The sequence below is a fragment of the Streptomyces sp. NPDC050121 genome, assembly GCF_044460385.1.
In the GTDB taxonomy this organism is placed as follows: Bacteria; Actinomycetota; Actinomycetes; order Streptomycetales; family Streptomycetaceae; genus Streptomyces; species Streptomyces soliscabiei.
In genome coordinates this window covers 22,146-40,685 of the sequence record NZ_JBITJV010000015.1, presented here as the reverse complement: position 1 = coordinate 40,685, position 18,540 = coordinate 22,146, and the positions used below count along the sequence as shown (strand labels likewise).

Genomic DNA, 18,540 nt, shown 5'->3' with positions numbered 1-18,540 from the left:
CACAGCGGGCGTGGAGGAAATCCAGCAGTCCGACTCCGGTCCACCCACGCGGAAGCGCCCTGACGCCACGGCCGCGCCGGGGAAGTCGCGGAGGGGCGTCCGGGCACTGAAGTCCGGACTGTGCGCCGCCGTGGTCCTGTGCTTGGCGACGAGCGTTGTTCACGTGATTTTCGTATTCCTTCACGTGGCACCGACCAACACCGTCTCCAAGCGATACGGCCCGCTGATCAACGCATGGGTGTACCCCCTCTTCGAACAGAACTGGCGGCTCTTCGCTCCGGACCCCGAATCCATCAACCGGCAGATTCTGGCGAGAACCGCGCACCCCGGCTCCGACGGATCGGTTCAGGTGAGTCCCTGGTTCGACCTGACCGCCGTGGACAATTCCGCGGTCGAACATCAGCCGTTCCCGAGCCACACAGCGCAGAACATGCTGCGCCGTGCCTGGACCGGCTACGTCGACACGCACGGAGGAGACGACAAAGCACGTACGGAACGCGCCTTGATGATGCAGAAGTATCTGACCAACATCGCCGTGGACCGCGTCGCCGCCCACAACAGCGGCACCTTCGACTTCATTCAGCTCCGCGTCCTCACCCTGCCCGTCGACGCGCCCGGCCCCGCTGCCGGCAAGCGCCCGCCGACGCCGGTCGAGAACCGGCTCCTGCCCTGGTGGAAGGTGACCCGCCATGGAAAATGAGGCGCAGAAGACCGCGTCGGCCGGCGCCGACCGGTGGATCGCCGCCCGGATCAACGCAGTAGGGGATCTCCTGACCGGCCGCCCGGTGTCCTTGTACGCCGCATCGGTGCTGCGCATCGGCTACGGACTGCTCTACCTGCTTCTTCTGCTACGCGAGTTCCCGCACCGTGCCGAGATCTGGGGTCCCGGCTCCGCGTGGACGCCGGCCTTGGCGCGTCAGCTCTTCGAGCAGACGGGCTGGTTCAGCATCCTGACGCTGTCCGACAGCCGCATCTACTTCGAACTCTGCTATGTGCTGGCCCTCGTCACGGCCGCGCTGTTCATGCTGGGCTGGCGGACCCGCGTCCTGTCCATCCTGTTCGCCGTTGTAGTGACCTCGTTCCATGCCAGGGCGATCTTCATGACGGACGGGGGCGACAATTTGGTCCTGCTGATGGCCCTCTACCTCGTCCTCACGGCCTGCGGCCGGCGCTGGTCCCTGGACGCGCGCAGATACAAGTTGAAGACGGTTCGTGCGGGCAGCGTGCCGGAACGGTCGAGGAGCCCCTTCGCGAGGCAACTCCGTGATGCTCGAACCACCTTGGTCACGGTGGTGCACAACTGCGGCATGTTCGTCATCGCGGCACAGGTCTGCTTCCTCTACGGATCAGCCGGCCTGTACAAGGTCCAGGGACCTTCCTGGAGCGGTGGCACCGCGCTGCACTATGCCCTGAACCTCGAACTCTTCCGGCCCTGGCCCGCGCTCTCCCACTTCGTGGACGAGCGCACGCTCGTGGTCGCGATCGCCGGCTACCTGACCGTGCTCCTGCAGGTGGCCTTCCCGTTCGTGCTCTTCGGCAGGCTCAAGTACCCCGTTCTCGCCATGCTGCTGGGCATGCACATCGGCATCGCGGTGCTCATGGGGCTGCCTCTCTTCTCCGGCGCGATGATCGTTGCGGACGCCGTGTTCCTTCCCGACCGCTTCTACACCTCCCTGTCCCGCCTCTGTCGACAGGCGATGCGGCGGACGGACAGCTGGCGTCCGGCCCCCGGACGAGCGGCAAAATCCGGAATCGTACCTGCGCAAAGCGGGCCCGGCGGCGCATCACTAAGAGACTGGTAAGTACGCGCTATTCGGCAGCCGGCAAGGTGGGGAAGCGTGCTGCTGATGAGCTTCATATCACGACACTTCCCCCGGCGACTGTCCCCACTGATGATCATCTTCGCGTGCTGCCATAGCGAGCTGCACAATGGGCTCGAAGGTCGGCGTAGCGGCTTTGGGGTGGCGCTGCTTTGGCACGCCGTATCCACGCCGAGAAGTGGGTTGAGGAACGGGAGTTGGCTGTTCGGACGGTAGACCTGTACAAGCACCACCTCCGGGTCCACATCCTCCCGACGTTCGGTGACCTCGACCTGGACGAGATCACCGCTCCCCGGGCCCGTGAATGGCGGGCTGAGCGACTTCGGACCACCGGAGCGAAGACGGCGGTTGCCAAGGCGTACCGCTTCCTCAAGAGCGTCCTCGAAACGGCCGTTGACGACGAACTGATCAGCCGCAATCCCTGCCGCATCAAGGGCGCGGGCAAGGAGTCGGCTGCCGAGCGTCGTATCGTCACCGTCGCCCAGGTCGACGACCTCGCCGAAGCGATCGGTATCCGCTGGCGGCTCATGGTCTACCTCGGCGCGTACGGCCCGATGCGTCCCGAGGAGCCGACCGGCGATCACTCGGTGCCGGCGGGACGGTGGGCGTCGGCACCCGGGAAGAGGGCTGCGGCCACGTGCCTGGTGTCGGCGTATTCGATGACGGAGGCGATCCTGCCGTCGCGGACCGTGTAGATGCCGATGCAGCGGTTGTCGTAGGTGCCGCCGTACACGGTCGTGGCCTTGGAGGTCCATTCGGCCACCACGCGGTCGCCCTCGGCGATCGTGCTGACCAGTTCGATCTTCATGGTGCCGGGGACGAAGACCGTCCCCATGTTGCCGAGGAACTCGTTGACGATCTCGTCGCGGCCCCGCCACACCTTGGAGACGGGCAGGTCGCCCGGGTAGTGCCAGGTCGCGTCCTCGCGGAAGCTGTCGAGGATGACGTCGGCGTCGCCGTCGCGGACGGCCTCGACGTAGCGGATGACGACGGCCCTGGGGTCGTTGGTGGTCATGGTCGTACTCCTTCGGTGAGTTCTTGCGTTCGCTTGTTCTTGGGTTCTTGAGTTCTTGCGTCCGGCCGTTCCGGCGCGGGTCAGGACAGGGTGAGGACGGCCTTGCCCCGGATGCGGCGGTCGCGCAGGTCGGTGAGGGTGGTCGCGGTGTCGGCCCAGTCCGTGACACGGCCGATCTCGGGGTGCAGGCGGCCTTCGGCGGTCAGCCGGACGAGTGCCGTCAGGTCGTCGTCGAGGCGGCTGTCCGCGTCGAGGTAGTGGAAATGGCGGAGGACAGCCGATTCGGGTCCGGTGAAGAAGTCGAAGAAGTCGAGCGTCGCCGGTGTGCGGCTCGCCTGACCGAACCAGATCAGCGTGCCGCGCCTGGCGAGTTGGGCGAGCGCGAGGGAGAGGGCCGGTCCGCCGGTCGACTCCAGCACGATGTCGTAAGGGCCCCTGGCGGCGGTGACGTCGTGGACGATTTCGGCGGCGCCGAGTTCGGACAGCCGGGCGCCGCGATCGGCGTTCCTGGTCACGGCGGTGACCTGGGCCCCGGCGGCGGCCGCGAGTTCGGTGACGAAGTGGCCCACGCCTCCGGAGGCACCGGTCAGCAGAATCCGCCGCCCCAGCACCGGTCCGGCAGCGCGCAGCAGCCGCAGCGCGGTGAGCCCGGCCAGCGGCAGCGCCGCGCCCTGGAGTACGGAGACGTCGTACGGCAGTTCGGCGAGTGCGTCGGTCGGCACGGCGACGTACTCCGCCCAGCCGCCTGCCATCGGGTGGCCGACGACTCGGGTGACTCCGGACGGTCCGCTGCCGTCGGCGGCCGGCTGCACCACCAGCCCCGCGATGTCCTTGCCCGGGCGATCGCCGGAGGCGGGCTTTTCCAGCTTGAACGTCTCACCCCGGTTGACCGAGAACGCTTCGACCTTCACCAGAGCCTCGTTGGGGCGTGGTGTCGGCTCTGGGACATCGGCGAGCACGACCGGATCGGCGGGATCTCCGGTCGGCATGAAGGCCTTCATCGTGGTCATCTCCTCGGTGGTCCGCGGTGGTGTCTTCTGGGACCATCCGACCCGGTGGAGGGGCGGCTCTGCCAACAACGAAGCTGCCTGGCCGACAACTTGGGGTTGTCGCATATGGTCAGCAGCATGGACCTCGACCTCGCGCTGGTCCGGGCTTTTGTCGCGACCGCCCGGACGCTGCACTTCGGGCGGGCCGCCGCCGAGCTGAACACCAGCCAGCAGGCGCTGTCCAAGCGCATCGCGCGGCTGGAGAAGCTGCTGGCGGTGCGGTTGTTCGAGCGCCAGGGCGGCACCCGGCTGAGCGAGGCGGGGGAGCGGTTCCTGCCGGCCGCGCGTGAGGCGCTGGTGGCGGGCGAGCGCGCGATCGCGGCGGTGACGGGCGCCGGCTCGGTCGTACGGATCGACACCTGGGGGCATCTGTACGCGCCGATGCGCACTGTTGCCGACGCGGTTCAGGAGCTCGGCCCGGTACGGTGGGAGCCGAGCCCAGGACGTGACTGGTCGTCAGTCGCGGGGGCGTTGCTGCGCGGAGACACGGACCTGGGATTCGGCCGGGTGCACCCACTGCCCGACGGCCGGGAGGCAGGACTCACCCAGCGGCTGGTGCGGCTGGAACCCGTCGATGCGGTGGTCAGCCCCTCTCACCCGCTGGCCGACGCCCACGCACTGCGCCCGGCGGACCTGCGCGACAGCGTGTTGTGGTGCCCGGCCGAACTGAGTCGGCTGGACTTCCTGCGCCGCTTCGCCGACGAATTCCGGATCACCCGGCGGCACGATGGCCCCAATCTGGGCCTGGACCACCTTGTGCAGCACCTCCGCACCGAACCCGACGGCTTCACCCTCTTCCCCGCCGACGCGCCGCTGCCGGACCACACGCGCCTGCGCTGCATACCGCTCGTCGAGCCGACACCGCTGTATGCGTGGTCGCTGGCCTGGCGCGAGTCCTCCCGCCATCCCTTGCTCGACACCTTGCTACGAGGCTTCACCGAGGCCGGCCGTAGCCGACGCTGGCTGGACTACACGCCGCAGCGTGACTGGCTCCCCGACATCGACCATCCGAAACTTACGGTTCGGCAGGCCCTCTGAGCACTGTTCGGGCATGGTTCGTTCACCCGTTCGGCCCTGCACCGTACTCGTGCCGGGGGGCCAGGCGGCCGCAGCGGCCGCACCCTGGCAGCATGCATCCAGGGGCAGGGACCGGAGGAATGCGCCCGGACCGTCCGCCACGCCGGACATGGCGGCGGGAGCGGGGCGCCTGCTGTCGCACCTGATCTCGGTGAACGTGCTCGACTCGGCGACCCGGCTCGCCGCCCAGACGTTCCTGAAGGCCGTCCCCCTGCTGTTCGTGGTGGCCTCCATCGCCCCGCCGTCGCTGCGTGACCAGTTGGACACCGGGATCGCGACGGCCACCGCATCAGGGCATGAGCGGTCGGCCGCAGCCATCCATCGTCCGGCAGGACGGTGACGCTTCACCCCTCTTTCCAGATCGAGGGCTGTTTCCTCGACTGCGAGGTACGCAAGGTGTCCCCAGGCTGGGGCACCGTCAGCCTTGGCGTTGCCGGTCGTCATTCGAGTCGGTCCGGGGCCGTGAGCGGAAGGTTCGGCGGTAGGTGTCCGGAGGCACACCGACCGTGCGGTTGAAGTGTCGGCGCAGTGTCGTGGCGGTGCCCATGCCGGTGGCTGTCGCGATGGCGTCGACACCGTCGTCGGTGGTCTCCAGCAACTCCTGGGCGCGGCGGATCCGTTGGGTCAGCAGCCACTGCAGCGGAGTGGTGCCGGTCACGGCCCTGAAGTGGCGGCCCAGTTGGCGCGAGCTCATCCGTGCCTGGCGTGCCAGGTCCTCCACGGTGAGCGGGTGGTCGAGGCGTTCGATCGCCCAGGGAAACAGCGCGGCGAGCGGGTGGTCGTCACGGGCGGGCACCGGAGCGGCTACGAACTGCGCCTGTCCGCCCGCCCGATGCGGCGGCACAACCAGGCGGCGGGCGACGGCGTTGGCGACGGACGAACCGTGGTCGAGGCGGACGAGATGCAGGCACAGGTCCATCGCGGCGGCCTTGCCGGCGGAGGTGAGCACGCTGCCGTTGTCCACGTAGAGCACGTCCGGATCGACCTCCACCCGCGGGTACAGGGCGGCCAGGGCCTCGGTATGCGCCCAGTGCGTGGTCGCGCGCCTGCCGTCCAGCAGGCCGGCGGCGGCCAGCACGAAGGCGCCCGTGCACAGGGAGGCCACGCGTGCACCTGCCTCGTGGGCCGCACGCACAGCGCCGACGAGATCGGCGGGCGGGTCCTCGTCGGTGTCCGCCCAGCCGGGGACGATCACGGTGTCGGCATGCCGGAGCCGGTCGAGCCCCTGGTCGGGCTGCAGCCGGAACCGGCCGAGCCGCACGGCGTCCGGCCCGCAGACCTCGACGTCGTACCAGGGGACGGTCACGCCGACCGGAGGGGAGCCGAACACCTCGTACGCCATGGACAGTTCGAAGTGCAGCATCCCCTTGGTGACGGCCAGCGCGACAGTACCCATGTCCGAAAGTGTACGGGGCGCGTCGTTCCGGACACTCACGCTGAGGCGACCGACCTCGCCAGGATGTTCGTAGCAGATCAAGCAGATCAAGCAGATCAAGCAGATCATTCGAGCACGGGGGAGAGCCCATGGGATCGGGACAGACGGTGACGGTGTTCGGTGCGTACGGACACACCGGACGCTTTGTGGTGGCACGGCTGCGGGAGCGCGGATTCGTTCCGGTTCTCTCCGGCCGCGACGCCGGCAAGCTGCGGGCGCTGGCGGCATCCGCCCCCGGACTCGAGGTCCGGCCGGCGTCGGTCGACGACCCTGCCTCGCTCGAACGTGCCCTGGATGGTGCGGACGCTGTGATCAACTGTGCCGGGCCCTTCGCCGTGACAGCCGCTCCCGTGATCGAGGCGGCGCTGCGCGCCGGGATCCCGTACGTCGATGTGGCGGCCGAGATCGAGGCCAACCTCGACACGTTCACGCACTTCGCGGACCGCGCCCGTGCGGCGGGAGCGGTGGTCGTCCCTGCGATGGCCTTCTACGGCGGCCTCGGCGACCTGCTGGCCACCGCCGCGATGGGGGACTGGACGGCGGCCGACGAGGCGAGCATCGCGTACGGACTGAGCAGTTGGCACCCGACCCCCGGGACACGCACCGCTGGTGCGGTCTCCGGCGAGCGTCGAGGCGGCCGGCGTGTTCGCTACACGGACGGGCGGTTGGAGTACCACGACGACGCTCCGGCGCTCCTGAAGTGGCCCTTCCCCGAGCCGATGGGCATGCGGGAGGTCGTCGGGGAGTTCACGATGGCCGACGTGGTCACCATCCCCAGCCATCTCTCCATCCCCGAGGTCCGCACCCACATGGCGACCGAAGCGGCCAGGGACCTCTCGGCCCCGGACACACCGGCGCCGACCGCGGCCGATGAGAACGGGCGGTCCGACCAGACTTTCCTCGTTGACGTCGTCGTACGCTCCGGCGGCACCGAACGGCGCGCTGTGGCAAGCGGCCGGGACATCTACGCTGTCAGCGCACCGCTCGCGGTGGAGGCGGTGCACCGCATCCTCACCGGCCAGACGCGCACGGTCGGTGTCGCCTCCGCCGGCGAGATCTTCGATGCGCCCGACTTCCTCCGTGCACTGTCCCCGTACATCTCATTCGAACTGCTTCAGCAGCAGACAGCGTGCTGACCGTCGGAGTGCGCGCCGTCCACGGCTGAGGCCCGCGTCGCGGGCCGCCGCGAGGCGGGCTCCGGAACTGCCGCGTGATGACCGTGATCACGGATACGCCCCACACGGTTGGCACCCGGGCGGGCGCCGACCCTGTGGGCACACCCTCCGGCCGGGACCGGCGAGGTTGCGGTGCTCGTCCTCGGGCCCAAGCATGGGCTCAGGAGAACAGCGAACAGAGCACATCGGAGGGGAACGTCCCGGGAGGACATGAGAGCCATGACGTTTCCTACCCCCCGGTCCGTCGGCCGTCGCGGGACAAGGCGCACTCGACCGGCATGCGTGCGATCGGCATGACCGACGACGACCGGCCGCTGCGCTGCCTGGTCACCGGCGCCACCGGTTACATCGGCGGCAGGCTGGTGCCGGAGTTGCTGGCCGCCGGGCATTCCGTGCGCTGCCTGGCCCGCGCCCCCGGCAAGCTGCGGGACCATCCGTGGTCCGGGCAGGTGGAGGCGGTGCGCGCGGACGTGACGGACGAGGGGGCCGTACGCGCGGCCATGGAGGGCATGGACGTCGCGTACTACCTGGTGCACGCGCTGAACACCGGGCGGGGTTTCGAGGAGACCGACCGGCGCGCGGCCGGGATCTTCGGTGAGCAGGCGCGTGCCGCCGGAATCCGTCGCATCGTCTACCTCGGCGGTCTGAGCCCTTCCGGAGTACCCGAGAACGCACTGTCACCCCATCTGCGGTCCCGCGCCGAAGTGGGCCGCATCCTCCTGGCCTCGGGCGTGCCCACCGCCGTGCTGCGGGCCGCCGTGATCATCGGTTCGGGTTCGGCATCCTTCGAGATGCTGCGGTACCTGACCGAGCGGCTCCCCGTGATGGTGACCCCCAGCTGGGTGCGCACCCGCATCCAGCCCATCGCCGTCCGCGACGTGCTGCGCTACCTCGTGGGATGCGCGAGGCTGCCGTACGACGTGAACCGCGCCTTCGACATCGGCGGACCGGACATCGTCACGTATCAGGAGATGATGCGGCGGTACGCCGTCGTCGCCGGGCTGCCGAAGCGGGTCATCCTGCCCGTTCCGCTGCTCACCCCCCGGTTGTCCAGCCTCTGGGTCTCTCTGGTCACCCCGGTGCCGGGCGCTCTCGCGCGCCCCCTGGTGGAGTCACTGAAACACGAGGTGGTCTGCGCCGAGCGGGACATCGTCCGGTACGTGCCGGACCCGCCAGAGGGGCTGGTCACCCTCGACCGGGCGATCCGGCTGGCTCTGCGGCGCGTCCGGGACGCGGACGTGGCCACCAGGTGGTCCTCGGCATCGACTCCCCGTGCCCCCAGCGACCCGCTGCCGACCGACCCCGACTGGGCGGGCGGCAGCCTCTACACGGATTACCGCGAGCGTACGGTCGCGGCGTCGCCGCAGGCTCTGTGGCGGGTGGTGGAGGCGATCGGCGGTGAGAACGGCTGGTACTCCTCGCCGCTGGCCTGGTCCCTGCGCGGCTGGCTGGACACCCTGGTGGGCGGTGTCGGTCTGCGCCGGGGCCGCCGGGACGCGATCCGGCTGCGGGTCGGCGACAGCCTGGACTTCTGGCGGGTGGAGGAGATCGAGCCGGGCCGGCTGCTCCGGTTGCGTGCGGAGATGCGGCTGCCGGGCCTGGCCTGGCTGGAGATGGCCGTCGACCCGGATCCACAGGGGCGCACGGTCTACCGGCAGCGGGCCCTGTTCCATCCGCGCGGCCTGGCCGGGCACGTCTACTGGTGGGGCGTGGCACCCTTCCATGCCGCGGTCTTCGGCGGCATGGCCCGCAACATCGTCGCCGCGGCCGAATCGGCCGCCCCTGAACCGGCCCGTACCCGCTGAAGGAGCTCGAGGAACCGTGCGCGTCTCGGTCGCCCTGTTCACCGCCGACCTGCGGGTGCACGACAACCCGGTCCTCCAGGCCGCCCTGAAAAACGCCGAACGGGTGGTCCCGCTCTTCGTCGTCGACACCGGCATCCGCCGCACCGGATTCGCCGTGCCCAACCGCGCGGCGTTCCTCGCCGACAGCCTGGCCGACCTCGACGCGGCCCTGCGGGCTCGGGGCGGCCAGCTGGTCGTGCGCGCGGGCGATGTGGTCGAGGAGACCTGTCGGGTGGCCGCCGAGACCGGGGCCGCCGTGGTGCACATCGCGGGCGGGGTGAGCCGCTACGCGGCACGGCGGGAGGACCGGCTGCGCGCGGAGCTGGCCGGCGACCGACGCGAACTACGCGTCCACGAAGCCTCGTTGACGGTCGTACCGCCAGGAGCGCTGACACCGGCGGGCAAGGGCCACTTCGCCGTCTTCACCCCGTACTTCCGCCGATGGGAGAGCTTCCCCGCGCGCGGCGTCCTGCCCGCACCGGACGTCGTGCGGCTACCGGACGTAGGCTCGGCCGGCCTTCCTCGCGCAGAGTCCCTCGCGTCGGGCTCCACGTCGCCGGGCCTGCCCACGGGCGGGGAATGCGAGGCCCGCCGCAGGCTGCGGTCATGGCTGGCGGGCCCGCTGTCCGCATACGACGAACGGCACGACGACCTGGCCGCCGACGCGACCTCCCGACTCTCCCCCTACCTGCACTTCGGCTGCCTCTCACCCACCGAACTGCTGCACCGGGCCCGCACCCAGGACGGTCCCGGTGCGCATGCCTTCGTCCGCCAGCTCGCCTGGCGGGACTTCCATCACCAGGTCCTGGCCGCCCGCCCCGACGCGGCCGACCACGACTACCGCCCCCGGCACGACTGCTGGCGCCGTGCCACGAAGGACTTCGAAGCCTGGCGGGACGGCCGCACGGGCTACCCAGTCGTCGACGCCGCCCTGCGACAGCTCCGCCACGAGGGCTGGATGCCGGGCCGGGCCCGCCTGCTCGTGGCGAGCTTTCTCACCAAGACGCTGTACGTGGACTGGCGGGTGGGAGCCCGCCACTTCCTGGACCTCCTTGTCGACGGCGATGTGGCGAACAACCAGCTCAACTGGCAATGGGTCGCCGGGACCGGCACGGACACCCGCCCGAACCGGCTCCTCAACCCGCTCGTCCAGGCACGCAGGTACGACCCCCGCGGGGAGTACGTACGCCGCTGGCTCCCCGAGCTCCGCCACCTCGACGCCACGGCGGTCCACCGCGTCCCTCACCTCGACGCAGCCGCCCGTGCGGGCCTGGACTACCCCGCCCCGATCGTGGATCTCGCCGCGGCCGCCGCCCGGTTCAGGGAGCGACGGGGCCGCCGAGTGTCCTTATGGGCACGCTATACCGCGTCCACCTGGCATGGTCAAAGTCGGCATCACGGCGGTCGAGCGGGGCCCGGCCAGGCTGCTGGAGCAGGGCGCCGTCCACTTCACCTGGCTCGGCACCGGCCCGCTGATGGCGGCCCGGCGCACCGAGGAACTGCTGCGGGCCGCCCTCCAAGTCCCGGACCGGATCCCGTACGCCGAGAAACGGGCGGTGCGGGCGGCGCTGCCCGTCTCGGCGGCGGAAAGGGCCGCCGAGGTGAGGGCGTTGCACGCGCGAGCCGTCGTACTGACGGATGGCCCGACTCGCTGGCCCGGGAGCCCTGCCAACCGGTTGACCACCTCGGGCCGTTCGGTCTGTCCGGCGGGTCGGAGGGAGCTGCCTTCCGGCGTACTTCCTTCGGCCGGACGTGGCGACGTGCCCGCGCCGCCGCCGGCCTCCCGGACGGCCTGCGCTTCTACGACCTTCGTCACACCGGACACACGCTCTCGACCCGTTCGGGCGCCACCCTCAAGGACACGATGGTGCGCGCGGGGCAGTCATCCGAGAAGGCCGCGCTCATCTATCAGCACTCTGACGAGGAGCGGCCACGAGACGTAGCCGCCGGCCTCGACGACATGGTCCGCGCCGAGCGTGCGAAGCAGCACAAGCAGCGGAGCGAGAGCCCCGCGCAGCACAAGGAGAAGTCCACCGGAAGCTAGCCGAGTCCCTGTGGTGCGGTTATGGTGCGCGCCCCGCCCACCGGTCTAGACAACAAAGAACCCCCGGGTCTCTGAACCTCGGGGTTTCACGTGGAGCGGGTGACGAGAATCGAACTCGCGCTCTCAGCTTGGGAAGCTGCGAGCATTTGGGGCGGGTAGGGCTGCTGAACTGGGCGTTCGCCCGACACTAGGTCACATCGCCCCTGGTCGCTTTCACCGTGGTTCCCCGCTGTTCCCCGCTCTATCTGGTGCGCTTGTGGCGCGTCGGCTATGTCCTTGCCTGGTGCCGTCGGCTCCCACGTACAGATCGGCGCGGAGACGCTCCTTGGCCTTTTCAAGCGGCGGTGCCCGGTCGACTTCGATATGCCGAAGCACGGCGGCAATGCCCGCCAGGCGCAACCGGACACCAGCACGTAGACGATCGCTGCGAACGGCGTCTCATCAGGCGTGTCCTGTGTCCCGCCGCCCTGCGGCCGCAACCTCGACAGCGGGATCAGCGGCTTCGCGATCTCCCACAGCCCGTCGGGAACGATCCAACTCCATGTTCCCCGCCCCCATACCGGAGTCAACGACCGCCTCACCACGTAGGACGCGCACCGCAAATACTCCATGGACAGTACACCTAGGGGCAATCGGGACGATTGGGGGGATTGATGCCCTTCACCGTCAGACTAGGCCGACGGGCTATATCGCGAGAATTTCGCACACAATCAGGCCACGAAAATCGACACCTCAAGTTTGGCTCAAGCGGATTGCTGACGTTCTACTTTACGTGCGAGAGTTCACCTCGACCGAAAAGCGCAGGTGCAAGTAGTCTTTTCCCAGGGGGTAATTTCGCAATGAATGCTGTTCGTATGAGTGCCAAGGTCACGGCTCTTGCGGTGCTGGCTCTGCCCATGCTCGGGAGCACTGCCTACGCCGCGCCGCAGGCTGGGGCCTCTGCTACTCCGCTGGCAAGCGGCGCGGTGCACACCTCGTGGGGCTGCGACAACAACCCGACGGTGAACCGCTTCAACACGTCGTACACGCCCGGGAACAATTCCGTCACCGTCTACTACAACAACCATTGCAACCACAGCGTGAAGTACCGCGTGGAGTTCTTCGACACCAAGAACCAGGAGAACCACATGTCAAACTGCGTCACGGTCGCTGCTGGCACGAAGAGCCACAAGAAGTTCGACAAGAGCATCTTCGACAACGTCACAGGCGTCTGGAAGTGCTGACGCTAGCCTAATTTTCGCTCGCTCGTCGACGGAAATTAAATGAACGGGATAGACGGCTTTCGCCTGGTGAGTTTTGGCAAATTCACCAGGCGAAAGCCGGAAGAGCTGGCCGGCCTCCGGCGCCGGGACGTCGACCTCGACAACCTCAGGATCCGTGTCCGCCTTGCCGAGCCGGAGCGGATGAACGGGCGACGGGTCCAGGGCGACACCAAGAGCGAGGCAGGACGCGGACTGTGATTCTTCCCGCGTTCCTCCGCCGGGAGCTCCGCTGGCACCTGGAGTCGTACGCCGAGTCGGGCCCTGACGGGTTGCTCTTCGTGGGGGAGAAGGGGGCACCGTTCCGGCGCAGCACCTTTGGCCGGAAGTGGCGGAAGGCGCGGGAGATCGTCGGCATGCCCGAGGGCTTTCGGTTCTACGACCTCCGCCACACCGGACACACCCTGTCCACCCGATCCGGTGCCACCCTCAAGGACACGATGGTCCGCGCCGGCCAGTCCTCCGAGAAAGCCGCGCTGATCTACCAGCACTCCGACGACGACCGACAGCAGGAAGTTGCAGTCGGCCTCGACGCCACCGTGCGGAAGGCACGTTAGGAAATGCGGCCGTGCCAGAACAGCCCACCGCCGACCCCGACGATCAACCTTCTGGCACGAATCTGGCACGCGAGGACTGATCACGACGCACAACAAAAGGCCCGGGTCACTGACCTGGGCCTTCTTCATGGAGCGGGTGACGAGAATCGAACTCGCGCTCTCAGCTTGGGAAGCGACGGCGCTTGCACCGGCTGCATGCCTCTGACCAGCACGAATACTCGGATCTCGGAGTGGTCGTGTGCGTCGGATTGCACCGCTGTTGACCGTGGCTTTCCGCTCTTACGGGCACGCGGAGGGCACGGAATCCCAGAGGGGGGAGACCGGCGCCACTGAGAGGACAACCGGTCGCGGTCCGCCCGGTGCAGGGGCCAGTTGTCGAGGGGGGGCGTTGCGGCTGCGTAGCACCCACGAACCTCCGGCACTCGGTTGCTCCCTCATCTGGTGAGAGCCTTGTGGTGCACTTGGCCCCAGTATGCCATTTTCAATGGCATACTGGGGGGGTGGCTGATGACGACGTTGACTTCCTGCCCGGCGACGGCCCCACCAGCGGTATCTCCGTCACCCTGACCGCCGGAACTCTGCAGGCGATCCGTGAGCGGGTCGGGAAGCGGGGCGTATCGGCGTACCTGGAGAAGGCGGCCCAGCGGCAGATCGATCGGGACAATCTGGACGAGCTGATCGCGGACTTCGACAGGGTGCATGGCCCGGCCGACCCCGAGGCCGTGGCGGCCAAGCGCGCCCGGCTCACCGGCGGCGCTTCAAATGCTGGGGCGGCCGCGTGAGCGGTGCCCTGGTCCTGGACAGCGAGGGTCTGGCAAAGGCCGTTCAGCGTGATCGGGAGATCCATGAGTGGCTGACGGCTGCTCGCGACGCGGACCTGCCCGTGATCACCTCGGCGGCGGTACTGGTCGAGGTGATCCACCCGAAGATCAACGAATCCGCACTGAAGTGGACCCTGTCCCGTCTGAGTGTCGAGCCAGTGACCCAGGCCGTCGCGCAATCCGCTGCTGCTTTGCTGCGTGCAGCGGGGCTGCACGGCCACAAGTACGCTATCGACGCCATGCTGTGCGCGACCGCCCTGCAGCATCCCGGCCGGGTGACGATCCTGACTTCCGATGTAGAAGACATCGCCCTGCTCACTACCGAGCACCCACGAGTGAGTTCGGAGAAGGTCTGAGCCGAAGCGATTTGTGTACACGGTGCTTGCTGTGCGGAGATCGTCCTGAAGTTGACCGTGCTGGTTGTTCCCGCCTGTCGTCATGCTCTGCTTCAGGGCGAGCGCTTGGAAGAGGTCCTCATGACGCGCCCCACGTCGGCACCGGTGAAACCAAGCGACGATCATATGGATGCTGACTGCGGCACACGCGTCGCCGGGCATCGAAACCAAGAACCTAGCCCGCGCCGTGGAACTGCTCGGTCGACATCAACGGCTAGTTCGCCTGGGTCAGATCAGGGCTGCCGATAGCTCCTGGACGTTCATGTTGTTTCTGACCGAAGACGGCATCAGGCTGATCGCGTGCACCGGCGTACGGCGGGCCCAGGTCTGAACAGCAGCCGACAAAGGTCAGCCACGATGGTGGGTGCGCCGACCGATCAGGCACGCGCATGTGTCGCCGCACCCCTACTGGGCTCGGCCACGCTGCTGGCCCGGCCAGGGACTGGGCCGGGCGGTGAGCGGAGCGAGCCCTCGGCGTCCTCAGGGAGGAGGATGCACCGATCCGTCGGAGCACCTTCGGACGTATGTGGCGCAGGACCCGTGTTTTCGTCGGCATGCCCGAGGGCTTTCGGTTGTACGACCCTCGCCACAGCGGACACACCTTGTCGACGCGCACCGGCGCGACGCTCAAGGAGGGCGACAACTGGTCGCGTCGGACAGCAAAAAGGCCCGGGCTTCTGACCTGGGCCTTCTTCATGGAGCGGGTGACGAGAATCGAACTCGCGCTCTCAGCTTGGGAAGCGACGGCGCTTGCAGAGCCGGATAGCCTCTGACCTGGACGTACGTACTCTGGCGTGGTGCCGAGAGCGCACGATCGCACCGTAGTCGACCGTGGTTTACCGGTCTTTTGGGCACGCTATGGGCACGGAGTCGGCTTGGAGGCGTGGAGGGCTCCTTCTGGTGGCTGACGAACCGTCGAGCTCTGGGAATGAGCGCTGGGCCGCAAAGGCGAGGTTGCGGGAGCACACGGAGCGGGTCCCAGCGGTGGCCGAACAACGCGGGACGGAGATGGCTCGGAGCAGGCCCCTGCAACGCGGTCCTGCTCGGAGTGGACACCTCCGAGATGAGGGAGCGGGCCGGCATTGTGGAGAGGGTCTGCGAGGAGGTGCAGGTCATCCGGGTGCGTGAAGGCCATGACGTACGCCCGAGACCTGAGCTGTCGCGCGCCTTCCGAGTCGGCAGTGCGGGCAGGCGTACGCCGTCGGCGAGGGCCTGCCGACCTGGTCGCGGGCTGACGGAGCGGAACCCGCGTGGATAAGTCTCCGGGTGTGTGACGCGCTCGATCGCGCCGTGCGGCCGATGAGCTTTCCCGAGCTCCGCTCCGGATAGGTGGATCAGCGCAGGCCGGCGAAGAGATCGTCCTCGGGGACGGCTGCGCCGGTGGCGTCCTGGACGCGTACGAAGGTCTCCGTGCCCATCAACTCGCCGAACCTCTCCTTGCCCATCTTGAGGAAGAAGATGTTCTCGTCCTGACGGGCGTGCGCGGCCAGCGCGTCGAACTTCTGACCGCTGAACGCGGTGGTGTCCACCCACGTGGTGATCTCATCGTCGGGGAGGCCGATCTCGGCCAGCGCGGCGGCCTCGGCGGGATCCGGCTCCGGCATGTCCGGATGAAACTCGCGCATGATCTCGCCGAAACGCTGCATCCCCGAGCGGGGCATCGTGGTCCAGTACACCTTCGGTGTCAGCTCGGTCATCTCCAGCGCTGCCATCGTGATGCGGTGGGCCTGGATGTGATCGGGATGGCCGTAGAAGCCGTTCTCGTCGTAGGTGACCACCACATCAGGTCGGTAGTGCCGGATGAGTTCCGCGAGTCGGGTCGCGCCTTCCTCCACGGGGGTCTGCCAGAAGGATCCGGGGGCCTCGTTGCTCGGCCAGCCCATCATCCCGGAGTCGGCATAGTCCAGCATCTCCAGATCGCTGATCTTCAGGATGTCACGGCTAGCCTCGAGTCCTGACGACGCATCAGGGCGACCGCCGCAGGATCATGCCCGGGATCGCCCGGTTTGACACCCCCCGGTCCGTCACCGCAACCGCCGTCGGTACACGTCACGAGAACCGTGCGGATGCCTTCCGCCGCGTACCGCGCGAGGACCCCTCCGGTTCCGGTGGCCTCGTCGTCGGGGTGGGCGTGTACTGCCATGAGCGTCAAGGGCCGGTCAGTCAAGAAACAGTCCTCCTGCAGAAATACGTCTTGGCCCGACTGCGCGGCGGGCGTGCCGCTCCTGGGGCTCGGATCCCGGTGGGGTGGACGACCCTCTGGTCTCCGTGTTCCCTGCCCGTGCGGCGCGGGTCCCTCGGTCGATGCAACCGTGCCGACCGGACCGGCTGTTCCCGGCGCGGCCGCTTGGCCTTCCAGGCGTCGGCGTTTCAACGCGAACGAGGTACAGGCGTGACGTCGCTGTTGTAACGCGACGGCGGATCGACCGGGCGTTGTTCGCCGTGGCGACAGCGGCGTACCTCGGCGCCGACGGTGAAACGCATCCGCGGACGAGCCGTGTGGTGCGGTTGTGGTGCGCGGCCTCGGCACCGGTATGGACAACCAGCTTGGGAAGCGACGGCGCTCGGACGGGCTCCATGACTCTGACCTGCCCGGCACCACTTCGCAGTGCCGGGTACGCGTTACGGAGCAGCTGCCGTCGAGGGTCGGGCAGAGTGCCCGGTGAGGTTCTCGGGCCGCAGGAGCGTGTCCAGTTGGTCGGCGGTGAGCAAGCCGGCCTCGGCGGCGAGGTCCCTGACGGCGCGGCCGGTGGCCAGGGCCTGACGGGCGAGGGTGGTGCTGGCGGCGTAACCGATGTGCGGGGCGAGCGCGGTGACCAGTCCGATGGAGCGGTGGACGCTGTCGTGGAGGTGATCGCGGTTGGCGGTGATGCCGGGGACGCAGCGGGTGGCGAGGGTGTCGCAGGCGGCGCGCAGGTGGGTCAGGGAGCGCAGCAGGCTGTAGGCGATGACGGGTTCGAAGGCGTTGAGCTGGAGCTGTCCGGCTTCGGCGGCCATCGTGACGGTCAGGTCGTTGCCGATGACCTCGAAAGCCACTTGGTTGACGACTTCGGGGATGACCGGGTTGACCTTGCCGGGCATGATCGACGAACCCGCCTGCACCGGCGGCAGGTTGATCTCGCCGAGTCCGGCGGTGGGGCCGGACGAGGTCAGGCGCAGATCGTTGCAGGTCTTGGAGAGTTTCACGGCGACGCGCTTGAGGACGCCGGAGAGCTGGACGAACGCCCCGCAGTCCTGAGTGGCCTCGATGAAGTCGCCCGCGGGCCGGACGGGTTCGCCGCTGAGCTCGGCGAGATACGCGCAGGCGAGTTCGGCGTAGCGGGGGTGGCCGTTGATGCCGGTGCCGATCGCGGTGCCGCCGAGGTTGCACTCCAGCAGTAGTGCGGCGGCCTCGGTGAGGCGCTGGCGGTCCTCCTCGATCATGACGGCGTAGGTGGTGAATTCCTGGCCCAGCGTCATGGGGACGGCGTCCTGGAGCTGGGTGCGGCCCATCTTCAACACGTCGCCGAACTCCGTCGCCTTCTCGGTGAACGCCGTGGCCAGCGCCCCCAGCGAGTCGCCGAGCCGGCGCAGTGAGGTGACCAGGGCCAGGCGTACGGCGGTGGGGTAGACGTCGTTGGTGCTCTGGCCGAGGTTGACGTGGTCGAGGGGGTGGATCACGTCGTAGCGGCCGCGGGGGTGACCGAGGGCCTCCAGGGCACGGTTGGCGATGACCTCGTTGGCGTTCATGTTCGTGGAGGTGCCGGCCCCGCCCTGGACGGGGTCGACGACGAACTGCTCGGTGAACCGTCCGGCGCGGATCTCCTCGCATGCGCCGATGATCGCTCCGGCGATGTCCGGGGAGAGCAGGCCGAGGTCGCGGTTGGCCTGGGCGGCCGCCTGTTTCACCGTGGCCAGTGCGGCGATCAGGTCGGGGAACTGGGCGATGGTCGACCGGGTGATCGTGAAGTTCTCCACGGCCCGCACGGTGTGCACGCCGTAGTAGGCGTCGGCGGGCACCTCCTTGTCTCCGACCAGATCGTGCTCGATGCGTGTGGCCTGCGCCATCT

At 68.6% G+C, this 18,540-nt stretch carries 15 protein-coding genes and 6 pseudogenes; 15 read left to right on the top strand and 6 right to left on the bottom strand.

Translation table 11 applies throughout. The features are described 5' to 3' along the window. Window positions 1–10 precede the first annotated feature (10 nt). The 3 genes and pseudogenes from ACIBTS_RS23265 to xerC all read left to right on the top strand — a co-directional run. Window positions 11–700, top strand: coding sequence for a DUF5819 family protein (locus ACIBTS_RS23265; protein ID WP_399321793.1), 690 nt, complete (start codon window positions 11–13; stop codon window positions 698–700). Next, a complete protein-coding gene (locus tag ACIBTS_RS23260; protein ID WP_399321791.1) occupies window positions 690–1,802 on the top strand; it encodes an HTTM domain-containing protein in 1,113 nt (370 codons plus the stop codon). The genes ACIBTS_RS23265 and ACIBTS_RS23260 overlap by 11 nt, the downstream gene beginning before the upstream one ends. Window positions 1,803–1,987: 185 nt before the next feature. After that, window positions 1,988–2,389 (top strand): annotated as a pseudogene (xerC, locus tag ACIBTS_RS23255) (tyrosine recombinase XerC); the annotation flags it as partial. 11 nt (window positions 2,390–2,400) lie between these two features. Here the strand turns inward: xerC and ACIBTS_RS23250 are convergent. Continuing rightward, window positions 2,401–2,835, bottom strand: a complete 435-nt coding sequence (locus ACIBTS_RS23250) for a nuclear transport factor 2 family protein (protein WP_399321789.1) — start codon at window positions 2,833–2,835, stop codon at window positions 2,401–2,403. An 80-nt stretch (window positions 2,836–2,915) separates the two neighbouring features. Beyond that, a complete protein-coding gene (locus ACIBTS_RS23245; protein WP_399321994.1) occupies window positions 2,916–3,836 on the bottom strand; it encodes a zinc-binding dehydrogenase in 921 nt (306 codons plus the stop codon). Window positions 3,837–3,962: 126 nt separating this feature from the next. Between ACIBTS_RS23245 and ACIBTS_RS23240 the strand changes: the two genes are divergently transcribed. Both ACIBTS_RS23240 and ACIBTS_RS23235 read left to right on the top strand, forming a co-directional pair. After that, the gene (locus tag ACIBTS_RS23240) at window positions 3,963–4,922 is read left to right on the top strand and encodes a LysR family transcriptional regulator (protein ID WP_399321787.1); all 960 of its coding nucleotides are present in this window, start codon (window positions 3,963–3,965) and stop codon (window positions 4,920–4,922) included. Window positions 4,923–5,070: 148 nt separating this feature from the next. Then, window positions 5,071–5,301: a hypothetical protein gene (locus tag ACIBTS_RS23235; protein WP_399321786.1), complete on the top strand. Its 231-nt coding sequence runs from the start codon at window positions 5,071–5,073 to the stop codon at window positions 5,299–5,301. A 78-nt stretch (window positions 5,302–5,379) separates the two neighbouring features. Here ACIBTS_RS23235 and ACIBTS_RS23230 read toward each other — a convergent pair whose 3' ends face one another. Beyond that, window positions 5,380–6,357, bottom strand: coding sequence for a helix-turn-helix domain-containing protein (locus tag ACIBTS_RS23230; RefSeq protein WP_399321785.1), 978 nt, complete (start codon window positions 6,355–6,357; stop codon window positions 5,380–5,382). 128 nt (window positions 6,358–6,485) lie between these two features. Here ACIBTS_RS23230 and ACIBTS_RS23225 point away from each other — a divergent pair, with 128 nt between their 5' ends. The 4 genes and pseudogenes from ACIBTS_RS23225 to ACIBTS_RS23210 all read left to right on the top strand — a co-directional run. Continuing rightward, the gene (locus ACIBTS_RS23225) at window positions 6,486–7,532 is read left to right on the top strand and encodes a saccharopine dehydrogenase family protein (protein WP_399321783.1); all 1,047 of its coding nucleotides are present in this window, start codon (window positions 6,486–6,488) and stop codon (window positions 7,530–7,532) included. Window positions 7,533–7,849: 317 nt separating this feature from the next. After that, window positions 7,850–9,376 carry an SDR family oxidoreductase gene (locus ACIBTS_RS23220; RefSeq protein WP_399321782.1) on the top strand — a complete coding sequence of 509 codons (1,527 nt, stop codon included), beginning with the start codon at window positions 7,850–7,852 and terminating at the stop codon, window positions 9,374–9,376. A gap of 16 nt (window positions 9,377–9,392) precedes the next feature. Next, window positions 9,393–10,751 (top strand): annotated as a pseudogene (locus ACIBTS_RS23215) (cryptochrome/photolyase family protein); the annotation flags it as partial. Window positions 10,752–10,776: 25 nt separating this feature from the next. After that, window positions 10,777–11,123, top strand: a pseudogene (locus ACIBTS_RS23210) (DUF2797 domain-containing protein); the annotation flags it as partial. A 674-nt stretch (window positions 11,124–11,797) separates the two neighbouring features. Here ACIBTS_RS23210 and ACIBTS_RS23205 read toward each other — a convergent pair. Then, window positions 11,798–12,070, bottom strand: a pseudogene (locus tag ACIBTS_RS23205) (transposase); the annotation flags it as partial. Window positions 12,071–12,313: 243 nt separating this feature from the next. Between ACIBTS_RS23205 and ACIBTS_RS23200 the strand changes: the two are divergent. The 6 genes and pseudogenes from ACIBTS_RS23200 (at window position 12,314) to ACIBTS_RS23175 (ending at window position 15,264) form a co-directional block, all read left to right on the top strand. Continuing rightward, complete coding sequence (locus ACIBTS_RS23200) at window positions 12,314–12,682, top strand: hypothetical protein (RefSeq protein WP_399321781.1); 369 nt, start codon at window positions 12,314–12,316, stop codon at window positions 12,680–12,682. A 93-nt stretch (window positions 12,683–12,775) separates the two neighbouring features. After that, window positions 12,776–13,275: pseudogene (locus tag ACIBTS_RS23195) on the top strand (tyrosine-type recombinase/integrase); the annotation flags it as partial. Between the two features lie 500 nt (window positions 13,276–13,775). Beyond that, complete coding sequence (locus ACIBTS_RS23190; RefSeq protein ID WP_399321779.1) at window positions 13,776–14,057, top strand: hypothetical protein; 282 nt, start codon at window positions 13,776–13,778, stop codon at window positions 14,055–14,057. Further along, window positions 14,054–14,452 (top strand): PIN domain-containing protein, encoded by a 399-nt coding sequence (locus tag ACIBTS_RS23185; protein ID WP_399321777.1) that lies wholly within the window; start codon window positions 14,054–14,056, stop codon window positions 14,450–14,452. Before ACIBTS_RS23190 ends, ACIBTS_RS23185 begins: the two co-directional genes overlap by 4 nt. Window positions 14,453–14,621: 169 nt before the next feature. Beyond that, window positions 14,622–14,822, top strand: coding sequence for a hypothetical protein (locus tag ACIBTS_RS23180; protein WP_399321775.1), 201 nt, complete (start codon window positions 14,622–14,624; stop codon window positions 14,820–14,822). 193 nt (window positions 14,823–15,015) lie between these two features. After that, complete coding sequence (locus ACIBTS_RS23175) at window positions 15,016–15,264, top strand: hypothetical protein (RefSeq protein ID WP_399321774.1); 249 nt, start codon at window positions 15,016–15,018, stop codon at window positions 15,262–15,264. Window positions 15,265–15,825: 561 nt separating this feature from the next. Here ACIBTS_RS23175 and ACIBTS_RS23170 read toward each other — a convergent pair. Both ACIBTS_RS23170 and ACIBTS_RS23165 read right to left on the bottom strand, forming a co-directional pair. Then, window positions 15,826–16,658: pseudogene (locus tag ACIBTS_RS23170) on the bottom strand (PIG-L family deacetylase). Window positions 16,659–17,113: 455 nt separating this feature from the next. Next, window positions 17,114–18,538 carry an aspartate ammonia-lyase gene (locus tag ACIBTS_RS23165; RefSeq protein WP_399321772.1) on the bottom strand — a complete coding sequence of 475 codons (1,425 nt, stop codon included), beginning with the start codon at window positions 18,536–18,538 and terminating at the stop codon, window positions 17,114–17,116. Window positions 18,539–18,540: the final 2 nt, after the last annotated feature.